This is a genomic window from Egibacter rhizosphaerae, assembly GCF_004322855.1.
GTDB lineage: Bacteria > Actinomycetota > Nitriliruptoria > Euzebyales > Egibacteraceae > Egibacter > Egibacter rhizosphaerae.
The window spans coordinates 2,148,329-2,169,067 of record NZ_CP036402.1 but is presented as its reverse complement, the minus strand read 5'-3'; the positions used below and the strand labels follow the sequence as shown (position 1 = coordinate 2,169,067).

The 20,739-nt window shown below is 72.0% G+C and carries 20 protein-coding genes; 8 read left to right on the top strand and 12 right to left on the bottom strand.

The genetic code is table 11. The annotated features are described in order from the left end of the window. The first annotated feature begins 55 nt into the window (after nt 1-55). From ER308_RS10025 to ER308_RS09990, 8 genes are all read left to right on the top strand, one after another. Complete coding sequence (locus ER308_RS10025; protein WP_131154858.1) at nt 56-580, top strand: RNA polymerase sigma factor; 525 nt, start codon at nt 56-58, stop codon at nt 578-580. After that, nucleotides 577-1,944 carry a hypothetical protein gene (locus tag ER308_RS10020; protein WP_131154857.1) on the top strand — a complete coding sequence of 456 codons (1,368 nt, stop codon included), beginning with the start codon at nt 577-579 and terminating at the stop codon, nt 1,942-1,944. Before ER308_RS10025 ends, ER308_RS10020 begins: the two co-directional genes overlap by 4 nt. A gap of 211 nt (nt 1,945-2,155) precedes the next feature. Then, entirely contained in the window at nt 2,156-3,829 is a 1,674-nt protein-coding gene (locus ER308_RS10015; protein WP_131154856.1) for an ABC transporter substrate-binding protein, read from the top strand. Between the two features lie 13 nt (nt 3,830-3,842). Next, complete coding sequence (locus ER308_RS10010; protein WP_131154855.1) at nt 3,843-4,871, top strand: ABC transporter permease; 1,029 nt, start codon at nt 3,843-3,845, stop codon at nt 4,869-4,871. Further along, nucleotides 4,868-5,758 carry an ABC transporter permease gene (locus ER308_RS10005; protein WP_205745996.1) on the top strand — a complete coding sequence of 297 codons (891 nt, stop codon included), beginning with the start codon at nt 4,868-4,870 and terminating at the stop codon, nt 5,756-5,758. Before ER308_RS10010 ends, ER308_RS10005 begins: the two co-directional genes overlap by 4 nt. After that, nucleotides 5,755-6,774 (top strand): ABC transporter ATP-binding protein, encoded by a 1,020-nt coding sequence (locus tag ER308_RS10000; RefSeq protein ID WP_131154854.1) that lies wholly within the window; start codon nt 5,755-5,757, stop codon nt 6,772-6,774. Before ER308_RS10005 ends, ER308_RS10000 begins: the two co-directional genes overlap by 4 nt. 2 nt (nt 6,775-6,776) lie before the next feature. Then, entirely contained in the window at nt 6,777-7,787 is a 1,011-nt protein-coding gene (locus ER308_RS09995) for an ABC transporter ATP-binding protein (RefSeq protein WP_131156977.1), read from the top strand. Next, on the top strand, nt 7,784-9,028 hold the full coding sequence (locus ER308_RS09990) for an amidohydrolase family protein (RefSeq protein ID WP_131154853.1): 1,245 nt from the start codon (nt 7,784-7,786) through the stop codon (nt 9,026-9,028). The genes ER308_RS09995 and ER308_RS09990 overlap by 4 nt, the downstream gene beginning before the upstream one ends. Here the strand turns inward: ER308_RS09990 and ER308_RS09985 are convergent. The 12 genes from ER308_RS09985 to hisC form a co-directional block, all read right to left on the bottom strand. Next, on the bottom strand, nt 9,025-10,029 hold the full coding sequence (locus ER308_RS09985) for an LLM class flavin-dependent oxidoreductase (RefSeq protein ID WP_131154852.1): 1,005 nt from the start codon (nt 10,027-10,029) through the stop codon (nt 9,025-9,027). The two genes, ER308_RS09990 and ER308_RS09985, sit on opposite strands and share 4 nt — an antisense overlap. Nucleotides 10,030-10,076: 47 nt before the next feature. Next, on the bottom strand, nt 10,077-10,394 hold the full coding sequence (locus tag ER308_RS09980; protein ID WP_205745994.1) for a TIGR04076 family protein: 318 nt from the start codon (nt 10,392-10,394) through the stop codon (nt 10,077-10,079). A gap of 25 nt (nt 10,395-10,419) precedes the next feature. Continuing rightward, nucleotides 10,420-11,403 (bottom strand): zinc-dependent alcohol dehydrogenase, encoded by a 984-nt coding sequence (locus tag ER308_RS09975; protein WP_131154850.1) that lies wholly within the window; start codon nt 11,401-11,403, stop codon nt 10,420-10,422. Further along, complete coding sequence (locus tag ER308_RS09970) at nt 11,400-12,452, bottom strand: alpha-hydroxy acid oxidase (RefSeq protein WP_131154849.1); 1,053 nt, start codon at nt 12,450-12,452, stop codon at nt 11,400-11,402. The genes ER308_RS09975 and ER308_RS09970 overlap by 4 nt, the downstream gene beginning before the upstream one ends. 92 nt (nt 12,453-12,544) lie before the next feature. Then, a complete protein-coding gene (locus ER308_RS09965) occupies nt 12,545-13,324 on the bottom strand; it encodes an SDR family NAD(P)-dependent oxidoreductase (protein WP_165491969.1) in 780 nt (259 codons plus the stop codon). After that, complete coding sequence (locus ER308_RS09960; protein WP_131154847.1) at nt 13,317-14,711, bottom strand: amidohydrolase family protein; 1,395 nt, start codon at nt 14,709-14,711, stop codon at nt 13,317-13,319. Before ER308_RS09960 ends, ER308_RS09965 begins: the two co-directional genes overlap by 8 nt. Further along, the gene (locus ER308_RS09955) at nt 14,708-15,583 is read right to left on the bottom strand and encodes an ABC transporter permease (RefSeq protein WP_131154846.1); all 876 of its coding nucleotides are present in this window, start codon (nt 15,581-15,583) and stop codon (nt 14,708-14,710) included. Before ER308_RS09955 ends, ER308_RS09960 begins: the two co-directional genes overlap by 4 nt. Next, a complete protein-coding gene (locus ER308_RS09950; protein ID WP_131154845.1) occupies nt 15,580-16,389 on the bottom strand; it encodes an ABC transporter permease in 810 nt (269 codons plus the stop codon). Before ER308_RS09950 ends, ER308_RS09955 begins: the two co-directional genes overlap by 4 nt. After that, complete coding sequence (locus ER308_RS09945) at nt 16,379-17,191, bottom strand: ABC transporter ATP-binding protein (protein ID WP_131154844.1); 813 nt, start codon at nt 17,189-17,191, stop codon at nt 16,379-16,381. The genes ER308_RS09950 and ER308_RS09945 overlap by 11 nt, the downstream gene beginning before the upstream one ends. 151 nt (nt 17,192-17,342) lie before the next feature. Next, nucleotides 17,343-18,473, bottom strand: a complete 1,131-nt coding sequence (locus tag ER308_RS09940) for an ABC transporter substrate-binding protein (RefSeq protein WP_165491968.1) — start codon at nt 18,471-18,473, stop codon at nt 17,343-17,345. A gap of 116 nt (nt 18,474-18,589) precedes the next feature. Further along, nucleotides 18,590-19,522, bottom strand: a complete 933-nt coding sequence (locus ER308_RS09935; RefSeq protein WP_131154842.1) for an NAD(P)-dependent oxidoreductase — start codon at nt 19,520-19,522, stop codon at nt 18,590-18,592. 82 nt (nt 19,523-19,604) lie between these two features. Continuing rightward, nucleotides 19,605-20,729, bottom strand: a complete 1,125-nt coding sequence (gene hisC, locus ER308_RS09930; protein ID WP_165491967.1) for a histidinol-phosphate transaminase — start codon at nt 20,727-20,729, stop codon at nt 19,605-19,607. Between the last annotated feature and the right edge of the window lie 10 nt (nt 20,730-20,739).

Below are 20,739 nucleotides of genomic sequence, written 5' to 3'. Positions count from 1 at the left end.
CGGCGTCGGACCGGACGAGGAGCAAGCCAAGGCTCGCGTCCGATCGAGCGGGGTCATGCAGGGGTTCCGGAACGGTGACCGCGACCAGTTCGCGGAGGTTTTCGCGGCGCACGTCAGCGAGGTGGGACGACTCGCGCAAGCTCTGTGCGGTAACTCGGAGGTCGCCCGGGACGCGACCGCCGAGGCCTTCGCGAAGACCTACGAGCAGTGGAGGCGCGGGCGCGTCGACCGCGTGGCCGGGTACGTGCGGCGGGCGGTGGTCAACGAGGTCAACAGTCACTTCCGGCGTGTCGGGCGTCAGCGCACGTTCGAGAGTCGCCGTCGTGGCGACGGGCGTGCGGACACCCCGGCGCCCGAGCAGCACGACGATGCCGATCGCGTGCGCGTGCTGCTCGAGGAGCTCCCCGAGCGGCAACGCACCGCCGTCGTGCTCCGGTACTGGGCCGACCTGTCGGTCGAGGAGGTCGCGGAGGCGATGGGCTGTCCGAACGGCACAGCGAAGTCGCTGCTCTCGCGCGGATTGGCCCGTCTGCGCGAGGGCGCCGAGCTCGCCGGCGATCGGGAGGGTGAAGCGCCATGACGGATCCGAGGATTCGCGGAGCCCTGGAGCGGCGTGCAGGCGATGGTCCCGATCCGAGCGAGGTGTGGGTCCGCGCGGACCGACGCATCGTGCGGCGCCGCATCCACCGGTGGGCCGGTGGCGCCGCGAGCGCGGTGGTCCTCGTGGGAGTGGCGCTGGCCGGCACCGCTTGGCTCCTACCGGATCGGCATGCCGACGTGTTCCTCGGTGCGGTCGGTGCAGGCGACGAGGTCACCGTCGATAACGCGGTGCTCACGGTGCCCGACGACTGGGAGGTCCACGAGCCGCCGTTCGGGTCCGCCGAGGACTGGGACGGGGGTCTCGGACCCCCCCTCGAGGAGCCTTCCGGCCGCGACGAGGACGTGGAGGCGGGGGGCCCCGGGGCCGACGACTGCCCCGACGTGGATCCCGATGGATTCGTGCTGCTCATCGTGGACGACGGGCCCGCCGCGACATGCGCGGAGCTGCTCGACGACTGGCGGGGTCTGGCCATCAGTCCGCTGGCAAGGGTCCTCCCGAGTCTGGGCACGGCGCCGAGGGTGTTGACCGATGGGGAGCACGACACCGCCGGAACGGTGCCCGCCCACCGAGTGGATGCGCCGCTCGTCACGGAGGTCGCCCGGGAAGTGCCGTCAGAGCCGCACTGGTCCACCTTCCTCGCGCCGGGTGTCGACGTCGCGGTGGAGGCCCGAGGGCTCGACACGGCCGAGGTCGCCGAGGTCCTGGCCACCCTGCAGCCAGCGGCGGAGCTCCGTTCGGACGCGGTACTGAGCTGGCTGATGTCGGGACGGGACCCCGAATCCGAGGGGCCGGACCCCGTTCTCGGCTGGGCGGTGGACGGTGAGGGCCGGTTCCACGTGTGGCACGAGGAGGAGGTCGAAGGCCGGGAGTTCGGCGCGTCTGCATGGCCCGGGCAGACCGCCGAGCGGTTCGGCGGATTGCTGCGCACACCAGACGAGGCACGGGTCATCGCGACCCGAGCGGACGATGACGAGTCATACGAGTACGTGCTGGGTGGGGACGACGCAGCACGGGTGGCCGAGCGCTGGCAGCCGGACGGTGCGGCCATCGCATGGTTGGAGACCGGGCCGCAGCCGACGCTGCGGGTCGCCGACTGGGGGAGTCCCGACCGTCTCGTCGATGGCGCCGATCCCGACGAGTACGAGGTCTCGCTCCGTGGCGACGGGCTCCGGGAGGACCTCGGGGCGCTCGAATGGGTCGATCGTGACGGGGACGAGGTGCTGCGCCTGTTCGAGACCGGGGTCGACGGCGTCGGACCAAGGGAGTACGAGATCGTCGTGCACCGGACCGAACAAGGCACCCTGGAGTTCGAGTTGCCCACCGAACTGGAGGGTGAGGACTGACGCTGTCCGCGCCCGACCGAGCCGCGTCGGTCGCCGGTTCACGCCCTGTTCGGTAATCTATAGAACCTCGGCCGAAGTGCTTGAGGTCCTAGTTCGGGGCTCCTACGCTGCTCGTTATTCCGGTCGGCTGGCGACCGTTACGGAAGAGACATTCCGTGCCGGCGGCGGCACCCGGGACACCCCCACGCTCGGTGCCCAGGAAGGACGGGAGATGATCGCTCTGCTCGGTCGCAGATCCGCCTCGCTCGTGTGCCTGCTGCTCGTCGTCCTCGTCGCGGCCGCGTGCGGAGCCCCGGACGACGACGAGGCCGACGACGACGCCGACGTCGCGGAGGACGAGACCGACGAGCCCGACGACGAGCCGGACGACGACGAGCCCGACGACGCGGGCGACCGGCCCGACTCGCTGGTGGTGGACAACTCGTTCGTGCTCACGACCGCGGACCCCGGTCGCCAGTGGGAGCCCACCGGTCACACGGTGGCCCGCGCGCTCTACGACACGTTGTTCACCTTCGAGGCCGGCGACGTGAGCGAGCCGGTGCCCATGCTCGTCGATGACTGGGAGATGGACGACGACGCGGAGCACTTCACGTTCGAACTGCGCGACGACGTCACGTTCACCGACGGGAGCCAGCTCACCGCCGACGACGTGGAGTTCAGCCTGCGGCGTCAACGGAACCTCCTCGGCTCTGGATCGTTCCTGCTCGAGGAGGTCGAGCGCATCGAGGCGGTCGACGACCTGACCGTGGAGATGGAGACCGAGCGGCCCCTGCCGACGCTCATCAGCAAGCTCACCTCGCCCGCCCTCGGCATCGTCAACCGCGAGGAGGTCGAGGCCGCCGGCGGCACCGCCGAGGAGGGCGCCGACCAGGACGACGAGGCCGAGGCCCACCTCAACGAGCAGTCCGCCGGCAGCGGTCCGTTCGAGCTCGAGAGCTTCTCCGCGGAGGAGCAGGTGGTGTTCACCCGCAACGACGACTACTGGGGCGAGGTGCCCGAGTTCGAACGCATCGTGCTGCGCAACGTCGAGACGGAGACGCAGCGGCTCAACATCCAGAGCGGCGAGAGCCACCTGGTGCTCGATCTCGCCGGGCGCGACCTGGAGGAGGTGGACGAGGCCGGCCTGCAGGTCGACAGCGACGCGGCGCCAGACAGCTGGGTCATGAGCGCGAACGCGGACGAGGAGCTGTCCCCCGTGACCGCGTCGCCCGAGTTCTGGGAGGCGGTGCGCCACGGGCTCGACTACGAGGAGCTCGTCGACTTCGCCGGGCCGGACACCCGCTTCGCCCCGAGCGTGATCGGCGAGCAGTTCCTCGGCGCGCTCCCGCAGGACGAGGTCCCCGAGCGCGACCTCGATCGGGTGGAGGAGTCCCTCGACGCTGCGGGTTACGACGGCGAGGACGTCGAGCTGACGTACCCGAGCGACATCAACTTCAACGGGTTGGCCTTCGAGCCGGTGGCCGAGATCGTGCAGTCGCAACTGGACGAGGCGGGGCTCTCGGTGGTCCTGGATCCCGCCCCCATCGAGACCTTCCTCGAACGGGATCGCGACGGGGACACGGAGCTGGCGCTGTCGCCGAACGCCCCGAACTTCCCCGATCCTGAGGCCTACCTCACGTTCATGCCCGGCGCGTTGCACGGCGAGCGCGCGGGCTGGCCCGAGGACGCCGCGCCCGCGGTCACCGAGGTCGGGGACGCCGCGCGGGTCGCGACCGACGACGACCGGGAGGAGGCGTACCGGGAGTGGCAACGCGCGCTCCAGGAGGAGTCCCCGTTCTTCCCGTTGTTCCAGCCGGCCGAAGCGCTGGTCGCCGACTCCTCGATGACCGGGGTGGTCTACGACTCGAACTGGCGCGTGAACCTGGCGGACCTCGGCTGGGAGTAGCCGGGGTTCCCCGTTGACGGGCGCGGCGCTCTGGAGGTTCGTCGCCCGGCGGTTGGCAGCGGCGGTGCTGCTCGCCGTCGGGGCGACGCTGGTCTCGTTCCTGCTCACCCAGGTCGTGCCGGGGGATCCCATCTCGGCGAACCTGTCGGAGCAGGCGCTCGAGAACCCCGAGGCCGTCGCCGCGTTCGAGGAGCGGTACGGCCTCGATCAACCGTTGCCGGTGCAGTACGGGCGCTACCTGACCAACGTGCTGCAGGGCGACCTGGGCGAGAGTCAGCAGAGCCGCCGACCGGTCACCGAGGACCTCGCCGACTTCGTGCCCGCCACGATGGAGCTGGCGCTCACCGCGATCGTCATCGCGGTCCTGCTGGGGGTGGCCTTCGGCACCATCGCGGCCGTCCGTGCCGGCCGGTCAATCGACCAGTTCCTGCGGGTGGTGTCGCTGCTCGGCCTGTCGATGCCCCCGTTCTGGTTGGCGCTCGTCGCCGTCTACCTCTTCAACTTCGAGCTCGGCCTCGTCCCGAGCTCCGGGCGCCTCGACCCCGTGTTGATCCCTCCAGAGACCGTGACGGGGGCGATGACGGTGGACGCCGTGCTGGACGGCGACTGGGAGGCGTTCCGCTCGGCGCTGCACCACCTCGTGCTGCCGGCGTCGGTACTCGCGGCCTTCGCGGTGGGGCTCTTCACGCGGTTCACGCGCTCGAGCGTGCTGGAGGTCATCGAGCAGGACTACATCCGCGCCGCCTGGGCCAAGGGCCTGCATGGGCGCCGCGTGGTGATCGGCCACGTGCTGCGGGCGGCGCTCGTGCCGGTCATCACCGTCGCGAGCCTCGCGTTCGGCAGCATGCTGTCCGGTACGGTGCTGATCGAGAGCATCTTCTCCTGGCCCGGGGTGGGCTCGTACGCGTTCCGCAGCGCGCTCAACCTCGACGTGCCGGCGATCATGGGCGTGTCGCTCTTCGTCGCGCTCGTGTACGTGACGATCAACTTCGTCGTCGACGTGCTGTACGGCGTGATCGACCCGAGGATCCGGATCGAGTGAGCACCGAGACCCCCACCCTCGATCGGGCGATGCGGCGCCAGCAGCGCCGCCTCGTCCGTTCGCCCTGGCGCCAGCCGCTCGCGCTCATCGGCGCGGGCATCGTCGGCACGTGGCTCGTGCTCGCGTTGCTCGCCCCGTGGATCACTCCGTTCGAGCCGCTCGCGCAGACCGCCGAGCGGTTGGCGCCGCCCTCGATCGACCACTGGTTCGGGACCGACCGGGTGGGTCGCGACATCCTCACCCGCGTGCTCTACGGCGCGCGGACCTCGATCCCGCTGGCGCTGATCATCGTCGCCGTCGCCGCCACCATCGGTAGCCTCGTCGGCGCGGTCGCGGGCTACGCGGGCGGTGTCGTCGACAACGTCCTGATGCGGCTGGTGGACCTCTTCTTCGCGTTCCCGAACATCATCCTCGCGATGGCGGTCACCGCGGCGCTCGGCCCTGACCTGCGCAACGCGGTCATCGCGATCGTGGTGGTGTCGTGGCCGGTGTACGCGCGGGTGGTCCGGGGCCTCGTCCTGTCGATCCGCGAAATGGACTACTTCCAGGCCAGCCGGTTGGCCGGCGTGGCCGGCCCCGCCGCGCTACGCCGCGACGTGCTCCCGAACGTCGCCGGCAGCGTCGCCGTGCTCGCCACCCTCGAGATGGGCAACGCGGTGCTCCTGCTGTCGGCCCTGTCGTTCCTCGGCCTCGGTGCCCGACCTCCCGCTCCCGAGTGGGGGTCGATGGTGGCCGCCGGCGCGGACTCGTTCGCGGCCTGGTGGGTGGGGATGTTCCCCGGGCTCGCGATCGTGACGATCGTGCTCGCCTTCAACCTGCTCGGCGACAATCTGCGCGACGCGCTCGACCCGAGGACGTCGAAGGGCCTCGGCAGGAGGGCCCTGTGACCGAGGCGCTGCTCGAGCTACGCGACCTGCGGGTCTGGCTCCCGTCGGCCGACGGTCTCGTGCCCGTCGTGCACGGCATCGACCTCGACGTCCGCGAGCGCACGATCCACGGCATCGCGGGCGAGAGCGGCAGCGGCAAGTCGCTGACCGCCTCGTCGGTGCTCGGGCTGCTGCCACCCGGCGGGACCGCCTCGGGCTCGGTGCGGTTCCGCGGGCAGGAGCTGCTGGGGATGCCGATGCGGGCACTGCGCCGGATCCGCGGCAACGAGATCGCGATGGTGTTCCAGGACCCCATGACCACGCTGCACCCCATGCTGCGGGTGGAGCGGCTGCTCACCGAGCACCTGCGGCACCACCGGCGGACGTCGGCCCGCTCGGCGCGCCACCGCGCGGTCGAGCTCTTGCGGATGGTGCGGGTCCCCGACCCCGAGGGCGCGCTGCGGGCATTCCCGCACCAGTTCTCGGGTGGGATGCGCCAGCGGCTCGCGCTCGCGATCGCCCTGGCCTGCGAGCCCCGCGTCCTCATCGCCGACGAGCCCACCACGGCGCTCGACGTGACGGTGCAGGCCGAGATCCTCGGCCTGCTCGACAGCTTCCGGGACGAACTGGGGATCGCGATCGTGCTCATCACCCACGACCTCGGCGTGCTGGCCGCGATGGCCGACGAGCTCGCGGTGTTCTACGCCGGTCGGGTGGTCGAGCACGGCACCGCCGACCAGCTGCTCACCGAGCCGCGCCATCCCTACACCCGCGGGCTGCTGGAGGCCCTGCCCGGGGGAGGCGCCGACGAGGACGCCCAGTCGCCGGACGGGCAGGGACCCGGGTTCCTGCAGTCGATCCCCGGGCGACCGCCGAGCCCGCTCGAGCTGCCCCCCGGCTGCGCCTTCCACCCCCGGTGCGGTTACGCGTTGGCCTCCTGTCGCGAGCACGTCCCCGACCTCGTGAGGCTCGAGGACGGCCGCCGCTCGGCGTGCCCCGTCGATCCGCTCGTGCCGGTGACGGATCGGATGGGATGAGAATGGGGTTGCTCTCGTTCCGCGACGTGCACGTTGAGTTCGCCCGCAAGGGGCGCGCGCCGGTGCACGCGGTCGCCGGGGTCGACCTCGACCTGGAGGAGGGCGAGATCCTCGGCCTCGTCGGGGAGTCGGGCTGCGGGAAGTCGACGCTCGCGCGCGCCGGTGTGGGGCTGATGCCGCTGTCGGGGGGCGAGGTCGTCTTCGACGGCGAGCCGATCCGCCACGTGCGCGGGCGCGCGCGGCCGGAACGCGAGCGCAAGTTGCAGATGGTCTTCCAGGACCCGTTCGCGTCGCTGAACCCGCGGCGCCGGATCGGCGAGCAAATCACCGACGCCCTGCGGGGCCACGCTTCACGGCAGGAGCGCCGCCGGCGCGCCGGCGCGCTCCTCGAGCAGGTCGGCCTGGAGGCGCGCGACGCGCCCCGCTACCCGCATCAGTTCTCCGGCGGGCAGCGGCAGCGGATCGCGATCGCCCGGGCGCTCGCACCCGAGCCGCGGGTGATCGTCGCCGACGAGCCCGTCGCCGCGCTCGACGCGTCGATCCAGGCGCAGGTGGCCAACGTGCTCGTCGAGCTGCGCCGCGATCTCGGACTATCGATCCTGTTCATCAGCCACGACCTCTCCCTCGTACGGCACGTGTGCGACCGGGTCGCGGTCATGTACCTCGGCCGCATCGCGGAGCTCGGGCCGACGGCCTCCATGTGGCGGCTCCCGCTGCACCCCTACACGGAAGCGCTGATCCGCGCCGTCCCGCACCCCGAGCAGGTGGGGGTCGCGCCGAGCGGGCTGCCCGGCGAGGTTCCCGATCCCGCCGATCCCCCCGACGGCTGCGTCTTCCATCCCAGGTGTCCGTACGCTCACGACGCCTGCATGCCGGAGCACCCGTCACTGCGGACCGTCGGTGACGCCCGGCAGGTCGCGTGCGTGCTCCACGAGCCGGGCGGGCAGGCACGGCGTCCGGAGGAAGCAGCACGAGCACCGGCCGGCGAACGACCAGGAGGAGCCCACCCGTGACCGACCTGCTACTGACCGATTGCACCGTGTGGGACGCCTCGGGAGCCGGGGCGCGCCCCGACGCCGGCGTGCTGATCCGCGACGGCGCCGTCGCGGCGGTCGGCCCCGTCGAGGACGTGCGCTCGCGGGCGCGGGAGGGCGATGGGCCGGAGCCGCGCCCGTGCGAGCTCGGCGGGGCGACCGTCCTGCCGGGGCTCGGCAACCTCCACACCCATTTCAGCCTGCGCCACCCGGGCGCGGCCGGCGCCCTGCTGGCGACCGAGAGCGACGCCGAGCTCGCGTTCCGCATGGCCGGCAACGCCGCCGCGGCCCTGCGCGCAGGGGTCACGACGGTGCGCTGCGTGGGCGAGAGCCGTGGCGCGGATTTCGCGCTACAGGCGGCGATCGCGGCCGGGACGGTCCCGGGGCCGCGCGTGTTCACCGCGGGGCAGGGCCTCTGCTGCACGGGGGGACACGGCCACGGGGGCGACGGGACCCTGGAGTGCGACGGCGAGGCCGGGTTCCGTCACGGCGTGCGCGCGCAGCTGCGGGCGGGCGCGGACCTCATCAAGGTGATGATCAGCGGCGGGATCGCCGGCGAGCACGAGGGGATCGACACGCCCCAGCTGGCGACCGACGAGCTCGCGGCAGTGCTGGAGGTCGCCCACGCCTGGGGTCGCCGAGTGACAGCGCACGCGGGACCCGCCGGTGCCATCGCGGAAGCGGTCGAGCTCGGCCTCGACGGCGTCGAGCACGGCTACGAGTTGACGCCCGAGGTCGCGCAGGCGATGGCCGACCGGGGCGTGCAGCTCGTCCCCACCCTGGTGGTGACCCGCTGCCGCGAGTACTTCGAGCGCATGGGCGTGCCGGCATGGATGATGGAGCGAGCGCTCGGGGCGGGCGAGCGGCACATGGCGTCCTTCGCGGCGGCGCTCGAGGCCGGCGTTCCCATCGGCCTGGGCTCGGACATGCTGCCGGCCGAGCCCTACGAGGACACCACCGCCACGGTGCGCGAGCTCGAGTTCATGGTCGAGGGCGGGATGACGCCCGAGGCCGCGCTCGAGGCCGCGACCCTGGAGCCGGTTCGTTGGCTGGGGGCGGCCGACCAGCTGGGCACGCTCGAGGTCGGCAAGCGCGCCGACCTGATCGCGGTCGAGGGGGACCCGCTCGCCGACATCGCCGCGCTGCGGCGGCTGCACCTCGTCCTCCGCGACGGGCGCGTGGCCCGCGACGACCGCGCGCTCCTGCCCCGCGAGCGTTAGCGCAGCTTCGGCAAGACCTCCCGGCCGAGCAGCTCGACCCCCTCCCGGTCGGTGAGGCCGTGGGGGGTGCCGAACTCGACGCGGGCGGCACCGGCCTCGAGCACACCGCGTGCGATGGCCGCGACGTGGTCGGGGTCCCCCGCGAACGCGAAGCGGTCGAGCAGGTCGTCGGGGATCGCCGCGCCCGCCTCGCGGGGCCGACCGGCCTGCAGATGGCCGCGCAGCTCGGTGAGCAGGTCGGATGGCAGCTCCAGCGTGGGGTCGAGGTCGGCGACCACGTCGATGTACATCGCGACCTCGCGCCGGGCGTGGCGGCGAGCCTCGTCGCCGTCGCGCGCGACGACGGTGACCGCGCCGACGACCACGCCGACCTCGTCGACGTCGCGCCCTACGGCGTCCGCGCCGACCCGGATGCGCTCGCGCATGACGCTGACCATGTCGGGGTTGGCGGTGCCGCCGATCTTCACCTCGTCGGCGATCTCGCCGGCCAGGGCCGCCGCGCGCGGACCCCACGTGCCGATGAGCAGCGGCACGCGCGAGCGTGCGGGCTCGTAGGCCAGCCTCGTCCCCCGGGCCAGGCGGAACACCTCGCCCTCGAAGCCCCGATCGTCGGCGCCGAGCAGCCGACCGACGACAGTGGCGGCCTCCCGCAGCGTGGTGACCGGTCGGGTCTGCTCGATGCCCACGTCGCCGAGCCACGCGCCCCGGGCCATGCCGACGTAGGCGCGCCCGTGCGATGCCAGGTCCAGCGCCGCGGTCTGTCCCGCGATCTCGAACGGCGCGAGCGAGTACGGGTTCAGGCACGCGGGCCCGAGGCGCACCCGTTCGGTGACCCCCGCCATGACGAGCAACGGGAAGACCGGCGGTTGATACATGAGGTCGCTGAAGACGCTGAGCACGTCGAAGCCCGCGGCCTCCGCCGCCCTCGCCAGCTCGGCGTACTCCTCGGCGGTCTTGTCGCTCTGGAACCCCAGCCCGATCTCGGGACGGTCACGACGCATGGATGCTCCTGTTCTCGCGCCGGGCGGGGGCGCGTCGGGCGATGGGGTCATGTCAGGTCGTCGGTGCGCAGCGTGACCTTCCGGGTGCGCTCGACCCGCATGATGAGCCGCTCGTCCGGATCGGGGCACGCGACCTCGGCGTCCTGGGCCATCCAGTCGCTGTCGGCGAGCTCCCGCTGCTTCGCGGGCAGCAGCGGCAGCACCGCCTGGAGCGCGTACAGGCAGAAGTGCTTGCCCTCGGGCAGGCGGATCTCGTTCGAGTTGGTCAGCTCGAAACAGTCCCCGGGGGCCATCCCGCACACCGATCGTCCCTCGATCCGGTCGACGGTGACCCGCAGGTCATACAGCTGCATCTCCTCGCTCACGGGCTCTCCTTCATCCCTCGCGAACTCACGGTCCTTCGAACGTGATCCCGATTTTGAGGGCATCGTCCCGCCGCGACGCCGCGTGCTCGATCGCGTCGCCGATCCGCTCGATCGGGTAGGTGTGCGTGAGCCACCCGTCGACGTTCACGGTGCCTCGCTCGATGAGGTCGACCGCGGCGCGGAACGAACGCAGGCCGGGCTCGCTCTGGGCGCCGTACGTGGCGTGCGCGGACGCGCGGCGGCGGAACAGCGTCTCGAACGGGAAGGGCGCGGAGCCGGTGCGCTCGGGGAGGCCGAACAGGCCCAGGGTGCCGTGATCGGCCAGGGCGGCGACGGCCTCGGCCCGAGCGGCATCGTGACCGGCCGCCTCGACGACCAGGTCGGCGCCGCGGCCGTCCGTGACGGACAGGACCGATTCGCCGAGGGCGCCCGCATCCGCTCCGATCGCCGCCTCGGCCCCCAGAGCGCGTGCCCGTTCGCGGCGCGCGGGATCGGGATCGGACACGACGATCGTCCGGACGTCGCGGCGGCGCAGCTCCTGCACGAACAGCAGGCCGGCCGAGCCGGCCCCGACGACGGCGGCATGATCCACGCCGTCGGGTGACCAGAAGCGGTCCAGCGCGGCCAGGACGGTGCCGAGGTGCTGGGCGAGGACGAGCCGCGCGGGCGGGATGCCGACCGGCAGCGGCACGACCGAGCCCGCCGGCAGCGCCTGGTACTCCGCGAAACCGGACGCCGTCGGCGCTTCGGGGACGGTCAGCACGGATCGGCCCGGGGCCAGGCCCGAGGCCTCACCGGCAACGACCGTGCCGACGCCCTCGTGCCCCGGATAACCGGGATGGTAGGGCGGGGACGCCGCGCCGATGCCGCCCTGGACGGCGTGGAGGTCGCTGCCGCACACCGCGGCGAGCTCGGTGCGCACGAGCAGCTCCCCCGAGCGGGGACGCGGGGCGGGGACGAGTCGGCATGTGATCCGCCCGTCCTCCTCGAGGCAGGCCGCGCGCATCATGTCGCGACGAGGTCGGGCGAAAGGTCGGCCACGGTCGGGGCGCCCAGCAGCGTCATCGCTCGCTCGAGCTCCTCGTGCAACTCTGTCAGGACCGCTGCCGCGCCGTCGCGACCGCCCGCGGCGAGCCCCCAGATCACCGGGCGGCCGACGAGCACCCCGCGAGCGCCCAGTGCGAGTGCCGCGGCAACGGCCGTGCCGCTGCGGACGCCGCCGTCGACGTACAGCTCGGCGCCAGCATCGAGGCGCGGCGCGATCTCCCGGAGCGCGTCGACGGTCGACACGGCACCGTCGACCTGGCGGCCGCCGTGGTTCGACACGATGACGCCGCTCGCACCGGCCTCGATGCAGGCCGCCGCATCGTCCGCGCGCAGCACCCCCTTCACGAACAGCGGCAGGTCGCGCAACGCGGCGAGCCAGGCCAGGTCGTCGAAGGTCAGGCCGGGCTCCAGGGCCGCGTCGGAGTACTCGTCCATGGCGCCGCCACTGTCGGAGTTCAGGCTGGCGCGGACGTTCGCGAGTTCCAGATCCTCGGGCAGCTCGAATCCGTTTGCCCGGTCACGCCGGCGAATACCCGGCACGGGGGCGTCGACGGTGACCACCAGCGCCTCGAACCCGGTGTCGGCCGCACGGTCCACGAGATCCCGCGTCATCCCACGATCGCGATGGACGTAGAGCTGGAACCACCGACGCGCGCCCGGCGCGACGCGGGCGACGGACTCGAGCGACTGCGTCGCCATCGTCGCCGCGACGAAGACCGCGCCGACCTGCGCGGCGGCCGCCGCCGATCCCTGTTCACCGTCGACGTGTGCCAGCCGGTGCATCGCGGTGGGAGCCACCATGATCGGCGTGGGGGTCGCGCGGTCGAGGAGGGTGGTCGAGGCGTCGACGCTGCCCACGTCGCGCAGGACTCGTGGCCGAAGTCGCAGGCGGTGCCAGGCGTCCTCGTTGTCCCGGAGCGTCCGCTCATCCTCGGCGCCGCCGACGATGTAGTCGAACGCCGGTTGGCCCATCCGCTCGCGCGCGCGAGCCACGAGCGGCTCGAGATCCATGGCTGCCCTTCCTGCCCTGCCTGCTCGAGCGCCGTCTTCGCCCTAACAGGTCGTCGTCACCACCCCGACGACCGACTTGGCCCGTCGGGACCTCAGATCTCCATCCCCCCGCTCACGCGGAATGATTGGCCCGTGATCCCGCTCGCTGCATCGGAGAGCAGGAACCGCACGGTGGCGGCGACCTCCGAGCCCGTGACGAACCGCCGCAACGGGATCCGTGCCTCGTACTGCTCCTTCAGCTCGTCGAACGGCTGACCCAGGGCCTCCGCTCGGTGGGCGATCACGTCGGTCGACCGTTGCCCCTCCGTGGGGCCCGGCGAGACGACGTTCACCCGGATTCCGTAGGGGCCCACCTCCGCGGCGAGGGTGCGGCTCAACCCTTCGAGACCCCACTTGGACGCGGCATAGGGAGCACGCAGGGGGTAGGACTGCACGCCCGCGACCGAGCCGATGTTCACGATGCTGCCGTGGCCCGCGGCGATCATCGCCGGGAGCGCGTGCCGAGCCGTGAGGAACGGCCCGACGAGGTTCGCCTCGAGGGTGGAGGTGAACGCGTCGGCCGAGAGCTCGTGCACCGGGGCCGTCGGCCCGCTGACCGCGGCGTTGTTGACGAGACAGGTCACGGGGCCGAATGCCTGGTGGGTCTCGTCGAGCGCTCGGAGCACGTCCTCCTCGTGCGCGACGTCGGCCCGGACGGCCACCACCGACTCCCCCAGCTGCTCCGAGGTGGCTTCGAGCGCAGCGGTGTCCCGGCCGGTGATCCCGACCCGGGCGCCGCTGGACGCGAGCTCCTCGGCGATGGCGCGGCCGATGCCGCGGTTGCCGCCCGTCACGAGGGCGACCTCGCCGGCCAGCGAGGGTGGCTCAGCCATGATGCCCCCTCGCGCCGGGCCCTTCGCTCGGCCACGACCAGGGGGCCCGCAGATCGGCGCGCGCCAGCAGTCCGCTGGCTGCGGCGTCGGCGCGGGGAAGCAGCTCATCGAGGTCGATGGTCCGCAGCCGTCCACGCTCGACGAGCTGCTGGCCGTTGACCCAGACGCTCTCGACACTGCGGTCGGGCGCGTTGAGCACCAGGTTCTGGACGGGGTGCAGGAGCGGTCGCCATTCGGGATGCTCGGTCGACCACGCCACGAGGTCGGCGCGCTTGCCGACCTCCAGCGACCCGATCTCGTCGTCGAGCCAGAGGCAGGCCGCGCCCTGTCGCGTCGCCATCTCGAGCGCCGTCTCCGGCGGGATCATGCGTTGGTCCATCCGGAAGTCCTTGTACAGGGTCGCCGCGAGGTACATGAGCTGGAGCATCCGGAAGTGGTTGGAGCCGTTGGCGCTGTCACTGCCGAGTCCGACGGGGACGCCGGACTCGAGCATCTCCGGGATCAGCCCGTAGCGGTGCAGGCCCTTGACGTGCCGAAGGGCGGCGGTCGGGCAGTGGGCGACCCGGACGCCGGCTTCGGCGAAGCGCTCCACGTCCTCCATGTCGACGTAGACCGCGTGGGTGAGCTTGGTTGCGCCGTCGAGCCAGCCGAGCTCCTCGAGCGTCTCGGCGGGCACGAGCTGGCCGCCGTGGTCGGGGTGGACGCTCGCGTGCATCACCGCGGCCCCGGCGCCGCGGTCGGTCGCCAGCTCCTTGGCCTCCCGCAAGAGGGGCTCGCTGGCGGTGCCGAGGCCGAGGAGGATCACCGACGCGCTGACCCGGTCCCCGTAGTCGTCGCGGCAGCCGTCGAGCATCGCCTCGTTCGCGTCGAGCGCCGCACGTGTCGTCTCGAGGCGGGGGAGTCCGTCCGGTCCCTGGTCGCTGGTCCAGCGGCCGAGCTGCCCGCGGATGCCGGTGGCCTCCACCACGTCGGCGGCCGCGCGCCAGTCGAGCAGGGTGCCCGCCTCGCAGAACGTGGTCGTACCGGTCAGCAACAACTCGGCGACCGCGAGCTCCGCGCAGGTGCGTTCGTCGTCGGGCTCCAGGGCACCGTAGAGATGGAACAACCAGTCGGGCAGCCACTCGGTGGGCCCGGCGTGGTCGGGCACCAGACCGCGGCCCAGCTGTTCGCCGAGGTGCACGTGCGTGTCGACGAACCCCGGGGTGATGACCCGGTCGGTGCAGTCGACGATCGCTGCGTCCGACGGCGCCGCCGCGGTCACCTCGTCGGCGGGACCGACGGCCGTGATGCGCCCGCTCCGCTCGTCGAAGGCCACGGCGCCGTCGGGCAGCACCCGCCGACGGTCGTCCACGGTCAACACGAGCGCGTGCGCGAGAATCGTGGTCATTGGGCCCCCTCGTCGCTCCAGGCGAGCAGGCGACGGCGCGCGGTGAGGAACGCGCGGTCGAGGAGCAGCCCCAGCACCGCGATGACGGCGATGGAGACGTACATGTCCGCGGTCCGCAGCAGTCGCCAGCCCACGTCCATCATGTTCCCGAGGCCGTCGCCCCCGGCGATCATCTCGCCCAGGTAGACGCCGATGATCGCGCCCACCAGACCGATCCGTGCCCCGGTGAGGATCCCCGGCAGGGAGGCGGGCAGGACGACCCGGGGGAACGTGCGGCGCTCGCTGGTGCCGAGCGCTCGCGCGGACCACAGCAACCGCGGGTCGATCTGCGAGCTCGCCGCCGCCGTCGCGAGCAGGATGGGAAAGACCGACTCCGCGAAGCCGAGGGCCACCTTCGAGGCCGTCCCCAGCCCGAAGATGATCAACAACGCGGGGTAGATCGCGATCTTGGGCGTCGGGAACAGGTAGGCCACCAACGGTCGCAGTGCGAGGCGCACGGTGGTGAGACGTCCCATGAGCAGCCCGAGTGTCGTGCCGACCACCAGGGCGAGCCCGTACGCGGCGAAGATGCGTCCCAGGGTGGTCACCAGTTCGCCCTGCAGGCTGCCGTCGCCGACCAGTTCCCAGGCGCGTTCCGCCACCGAGACGGGCCCGGGGAGCACGAACGGGGACAAGAGTTCGGCGGTGACGAGCAGCTGCCAGACCACCAGCAGGAGCACGATCGGATAGACCCGCAGCGCGATCCAGCCGAGGCCGCCCACGACACGGACAGGGACCCCGCGATCGATGCTTTCGGTGGCGACAGCCCCGGGCGCGGCGAGCCCGGAGTCGGTCGTGGGACCACGGGGACTCTGCTCGGTGGGGCTGCTCACACCTGCCCCTCCAGCCACGGGACCGCGACGCGCACGAGGCGGACGTACACGAAGTCGAGCAGGAACCCGACGGTGGCGAGGACGAGGCCCGTCGCCCAGACCACCACGTTCTGGCCGTGGTCCCAGTTGGTGAAGAGGAAGGCGCCGATGCCCGCTTGGCGGATCAGCAGCTCCGAGGCCAGGACCGTGAAGATCGAGATCGCGATTCCGATGCGCAGCCCCGAGAGGACCTGCGGCAGCGCGGCCGGCAGGACCACTCGCCAGAGGGTGGCTCGGCGGCTGGTGCCCAGGGCACGGGCCGACCACAGCAGGTGCGGGTTGATGTTCTGTGCACCGTGGTAGGCGGAGATCACGATCGGGATGATCGCGCCGAGGACGACGATGCCCACCATCGACAGCAGACCGACCCCGAACCAGAGCACCAGGATCAGGATCAGGGCCGCCCGCGGGACCGGATAGCTCAACGTGAGGATGGGGTCGATCAAGTAGAAGAGGACGCGCGACCGACCCATCAGGATCCCCACCGCCACCCCCAGAACGATCGCGATGCCGAAGCCCAGCGCCCATCGTCCTGCGGTCGCGGCCATGTTCTCAGCGAAGGCCGGATGTCCGAGCACTTGGACCAGGCCGCCGACGGTGCGGGTGAACGGCGGCATCACGGCGTCGCTCACCCAGCCCACCCGTGGCGCGAGCTCCCACAATCCCAGTACGACGGCCACGGAGGCCGTGGGCAGCAGGACGGTCGCGACGGGCCCCCGACCGGTGGCGCGGGGCGTGGCCGCGGTCGGGTAGGCGTCAGCCGCCATCGACGGGGGCTTCGGCGGTAGCGGCGCCGGTCTGCGTGGAGGGTCTGGTCTCGTGCAGCAGATCCCACAGGTGGTGGTGCAGCTCGGCGAAGCGGGGATCGCGGAGGATCCCCTTTCGATCGCGCGGTCGTGGGATCTCCACGTCCACCACCGACTTGATGCGGGCGGGACGCTGCGAGAACACGACGACCCGGTCCGAGAAGAAGAGTGCCTCCTCGACCGCGTGCGTCACGAACAGGACGGTCTTGCCCGTGCGTTCCCAGATGCTACTGAGCTCGGTCTGCATCTCTGCGCGGGTCTGCGCGTCGAGCGCGCCCAGGGGCTCGTCCATCAACAACACGTCCGGATCGGTCGCGAGCGTGCGGGCGATCGCGACCCGCTGCTTCATCCCCCCGGACAGCTCCTTGGGGTACAAGCGCTCCATGCCCTGGAGGCCCACCATGTGGATGTAGTGCTCGGCGCGTTCCTGCTGCTCGCGCCGGGAGAGGCCCTGCTCGGCGAGACCGTACGTGATGTTGCCGTGCACCGTCTTCCACGGGAAGAGCGCGAACTCCTGGAACACGATGCCCCGCTCGGGCCCGGGGCCGGTGATGGGGGTGCCGCCGACGCTCACCGAGCCGCCGGTGGCCTCGACGAACCCGCCCACGATGTAGAGGAACGTCGACTTCCCGCAGCCCGACGGGCCGAGGATCGAGACGAACTCGCCGGGGGCGACGTCCATGTCGACGTGGGCGATCGCCTCGACGTCGCCGCGACGGCGGTTGGGGAACACCTTCGCCACCCCACGCGCCTGCACCTCCATGCCCTGGGTGGTAGCGCGATCCGAGGTGGTGGCCCGGGGCGGGGGTTGGCTGCGGTCGCTCAGGGCGTCCTCGATGTGCTATCTGGTGGCTGCGGCCGGGGACGCGAGAGGAGGGTGCGCGCCCCGTTGCCCGTTCAGGTTCCTGATCGGGTCAGTCCTCCGCCTCCAGCGTGAACTCCTCGTCCACGTGCTCGCGTACGTCGAGCTCGGGGAGCTCGCCGACCTCGTGGAAGAAGTCCCAGTTGTCCTGGAGCGCTTCCACGTCCAAGCCACCCTGCGGTGGCCGGTTGTAGTCGAGATCGTCGATCAGCAGGAACCCCTCCAGCAGGTCCTCGGGCATTTCCGTGGCCTCGTGGGTCGCGGTGATCACGTCATCGCGGTTGTCCGGATCCAGTACCCATTCGGTGACCGTTTGCCAGTCCTCCTGGAAGGCCTCGACGACCTCGGGATGCTCCTCGATGAACTCGCCCCGGAAGCCCTGGAGCAGCTGCACGAACGGATCAACGACGTCGGTGACGCAGAACAGGGTCTCGAAGTCGCCGCTGTCGAGGGCTTGGATACCGAAGAAGCTGGCGAGCTCCATCACGTCGATCTCCCCCTCGCGCAGCGCTTCCTCGCCCTGCGCGAACGGCACCTCGACGACCTCGTAGTCCTCGTCCTCGGTGAGTCCGGCCTCCTCGAACTCCGCGCGGCCGATGTAGTGGGTGGAGCCCCCGATCGCCGAGGTGCCGCGCACGCGCCCCTCGAGGTCGGCTGGCTCCTCGATGTCGTCGTCGGCCCGTACGACGTACGGGGTCGTGCAGATCTCCCGCTCCTCGATCATCGCGCCGGTCAGGACGATGTCGGCGCCCTCGGCGAGCCCGTTTGCGCTGGAGAGCCCGCCCACGGTGGCTCCGTCCAACGTGCCCGCGGCCAGCCCCTGAACTCCGAGCGCGGTACCGGCGAACTGCAGCCACTCGACCTCGTACTCCTCACCGAGGTTGGGGGCGACCTCGGGGAAGGCCATCATGACGTACTTGTGTTCCTCGACGGGCACGCCCCAGCCCATGCGGATCGTGACGAGATCCTCGTCGTCGGGCTCGTCGTCGTCGGGCTCGTCCTCGTCGTCGTCGGGCTCGTCCTCGTCGGCCGGATCCTCGTCCTCGGGTTCCTCGTCGGGTTCCGGCTCGTCCGGTTCCTCGTCGTCGCCCGGCGGCTCCTCGATCGCGACGTCCTCGTCGTCGCACGCCGCCAACACCAGCGCGAGAAGGACGACCATGGCGAGTATCCCGCTGAACCTCATCGCTGGCCTCTCCGTCCGGTCCCGTGCCGAGGGCGCGGACGAGTGTGCGTGGCGAAGCAGCGTATAACGCGATTGTGACGACGTGCAAGAGCGCAACATACACGGGCTGGCGCTGGTCAATAGCCCTCCGTGCCGTCCACACGCCCTTCGAGATCGCCCTCGGAGAGGTAGGCACGGACGTTACGTTCGATGTGGGCGGCGAGCTCGGGCAGGTGGGCCGACCAGGGAATCCCGTCGTGCGGGTTCGCGATGTGCGGCGTGATCAGGACGTTGGGGAACGACCACAACGGGTGGTCACGCGGCAGCGGCTCGGGGTCGGTGACGTCGAGGGCGGCTCCCCCGAGATGCCCGGAGCGAAGGGAGCGCACGAGGGCGTCGGTGTCGACGAGTCCACCGCGCGCGACGTTCACCACCCACCCGCCCGGCGGTAGGCGATCCAGCAGCTCCTGCCCGACCAGGCCGCGCGTGCGGGGTGTGAGCGCGCAGCAGAGGACCAGGAAGTCCGCGGTGGTCGCCGCATCGTGCAGTTGGTCCGCCGGATGTGTTCGCTCGAACTCCGGAACCGGGCGCCCGTGGCGGTTCACGCCCACGACCCGGGACCCGAACGGCGCGAGCAGCGCCGCGACCCGGCGTCCGATGCCGCCCGTGCCGACGACGAGCGTGGAGGCGTGCTCGAGGCGACGCCCGACCGGGGCGGCACCCCACTCATCGGCCCTGGCGGCGGCGGGGAGCTGCTTCGCGCCCGCGAGCACCATCGCCGCGGCGTGCTCGGCAACGCCCGGGGCGTACACGCCCTTCGCGCACGTCCACGTGCGAGTGTCGTCGATGATGCCCGAGGCCAGCCACTGCTCCACCCCCGCGATCGGCAACGCCACCCAACGGTGCTGTGGGCCGAGCACGGCACGCAGTGCCTCGATGTCCGCGGGACTGGTCCACACGATGGCGTCGGCCGTCTCCGGCGTGGCCAGCGTCGCGCCACCCGCCTGCACCGCCGCTTCGATCTCCTCGACACGCGTCGGCGTGACCGCCACCCGTCCTCGGCGTTGCATCGGGACCTCTCGTCGTCGACGGCAGGGAACTCGGCGATCTCGCCCGGCGCGGCGGGGCCGGCCCGGGTGGCGCCTCGGAGGGTCAGGCCGGGTCCATCGCGTCGTCGAGCGCGTGGAGCAGCCGTTCGGTCTGTGACTCGGTGCCGATCGTGATCCGCAGATGGCCGGGGTGGCCCCACAGACGCCCGCCGCGGACGACGACCCCGTGATCGATGAGCCGTTCCCAGACCCGGTCGTCGTCGCGGCCGGTGTCGGCCCACACGAAGTTGGCCTGGCTCGCCGGCACGGGGAGTCCGCGGGCGTCCAGTGCCTGCGTCAGCAACCGGCGGTTGCGCGCGGTCACCTCGCGGGTGTTGGCGAGGTGCGCATGGTCGCCGAGAGCCGCGACCGCGGCGTGCTCGGCCAGTCGGTTCAATGCGAAGGCGGGGCGCACGCGGGTCACGAGGTCGGCCACCGCCGGATGCCCGACGAGATAGCCCACGCGCAGGCCGGCGAGCCCGTAGGCCTTCGAGAAGGTCCGGACGGCCACGATCCGTGGATCCTGCGCGAGCAGCTCGATGCCGTCGGGGTGGTCGGCATCGCTGTACTCCACGTACGCCTCGTCGAGCACGAGCAACGCCCCCTCGGGCAGGGCGGCCAGGAGCCGCTCGACATCCGCGCGCGCCATCGACGTCCCGGTGGGATTGTTGGGGGTCGCCGCGAACACGATCCGGGTCGCCGGGGTGATCGCGTCGGCCAACGCCGTCGCGTCGTACTCCCAGCCGTCGAGGTCGACCTCGACGGGCGTCGCGCCCGACGCGATCGTCGCGATGCGGTAGACCGGGAACGAGGGGCGCGGCATGACCGCCTCGGACCCCGGCTCGAGGAACGCCTGGGCCAGCAGGCCGAGCGCCTGCTCGGCCCCTCCGGTGGCCACGACGGCGTTCGCTGCGACCCCGAGCACCTCGCCGAGCGCGGCGCGCAGGCTGTTGCTCGCCCCATCCGGATAGAGGTGGGCGTCATGCGCCGCGTCCTGCAGCACCTTCTGGGCGAGCGGGGAGGCCCCCAGCGGGTTCTGGTTGGCCGCGAGCTCGAGCACGTCGGTGATGCCGCGCTCATGGCAGAGGTCGAGCGCCGAACGCCCGGCAACGTACGACGGCAGGCTCAAGACCCGCTCGGAGCCGACCGGGAGCCGGCGATCGATCGTGTCCCCACCGTCCTCGGGCATCTTGATCCTC

Coding starts and splice junctions, on each gene's coding strand:
- ER308_RS09965 (WP_165491969.1), bottom strand. CDS start 13,324: ATGGCTGAGCCACCCTCGCTGGCCGGCGAGGTCGCCCTCGTGACGGGC.
- ER308_RS10015 (WP_131154856.1), top strand. CDS start 2,156: ATGATCGCTCTGCTCGGTCGCAGATCCGCCTCGCTCGTGTGCCTGCTG.
- ER308_RS09970 (WP_131154849.1), bottom strand. CDS start 12,452: ATGGATCTCGAGCCGCTCGTGGCTCGCGCGCGCGAGCGGATGGGCCAA.
- hisC (WP_165491967.1), bottom strand. CDS start 20,729: ATGCCCGAGGACGGTGGGGACACGATCGATCGCCGGCTCCCGGTCGGC.
- ER308_RS09950 (WP_131154845.1), bottom strand. CDS start 16,389: ATGGCGGCTGACGCCTACCCGACCGCGGCCACGCCCCGCGCCACCGGT.
- ER308_RS09940 (WP_165491968.1), bottom strand. CDS start 18,473: ATGAGGTTCAGCGGGATACTCGCCATGGTCGTCCTTCTCGCGCTGGTG.
- ER308_RS09995 (WP_131156977.1), top strand. CDS start 6,777: ATGGGGTTGCTCTCGTTCCGCGACGTGCACGTTGAGTTCGCCCGCAAG.
- ER308_RS10025 (WP_131154858.1), top strand. CDS start 56: ATGCAGGGGTTCCGGAACGGTGACCGCGACCAGTTCGCGGAGGTTTTC.
- ER308_RS09985 (WP_131154852.1), bottom strand. CDS start 10,029: ATGCGTCGTGACCGTCCCGAGATCGGGCTGGGGTTCCAGAGCGACAAG.
- ER308_RS09975 (WP_131154850.1), bottom strand. CDS start 11,403: ATGATGCGCGCGGCCTGCCTCGAGGAGGACGGGCGGATCACATGCCGA.
- ER308_RS09960 (WP_131154847.1), bottom strand. CDS start 14,711: ATGACCACGATTCTCGCGCACGCGCTCGTGTTGACCGTGGACGACCGT.
- ER308_RS09935 (WP_131154842.1), bottom strand. CDS start 19,522: ATGCAACGCCGAGGACGGGTGGCGGTCACGCCGACGCGTGTCGAGGAG.
- ER308_RS09945 (WP_131154844.1), bottom strand. CDS start 17,191: ATGGAGGTGCAGGCGCGTGGGGTGGCGAAGGTGTTCCCCAACCGCCGT.
- ER308_RS10020 (WP_131154857.1), top strand. CDS start 577: ATGACGGATCCGAGGATTCGCGGAGCCCTGGAGCGGCGTGCAGGCGAT.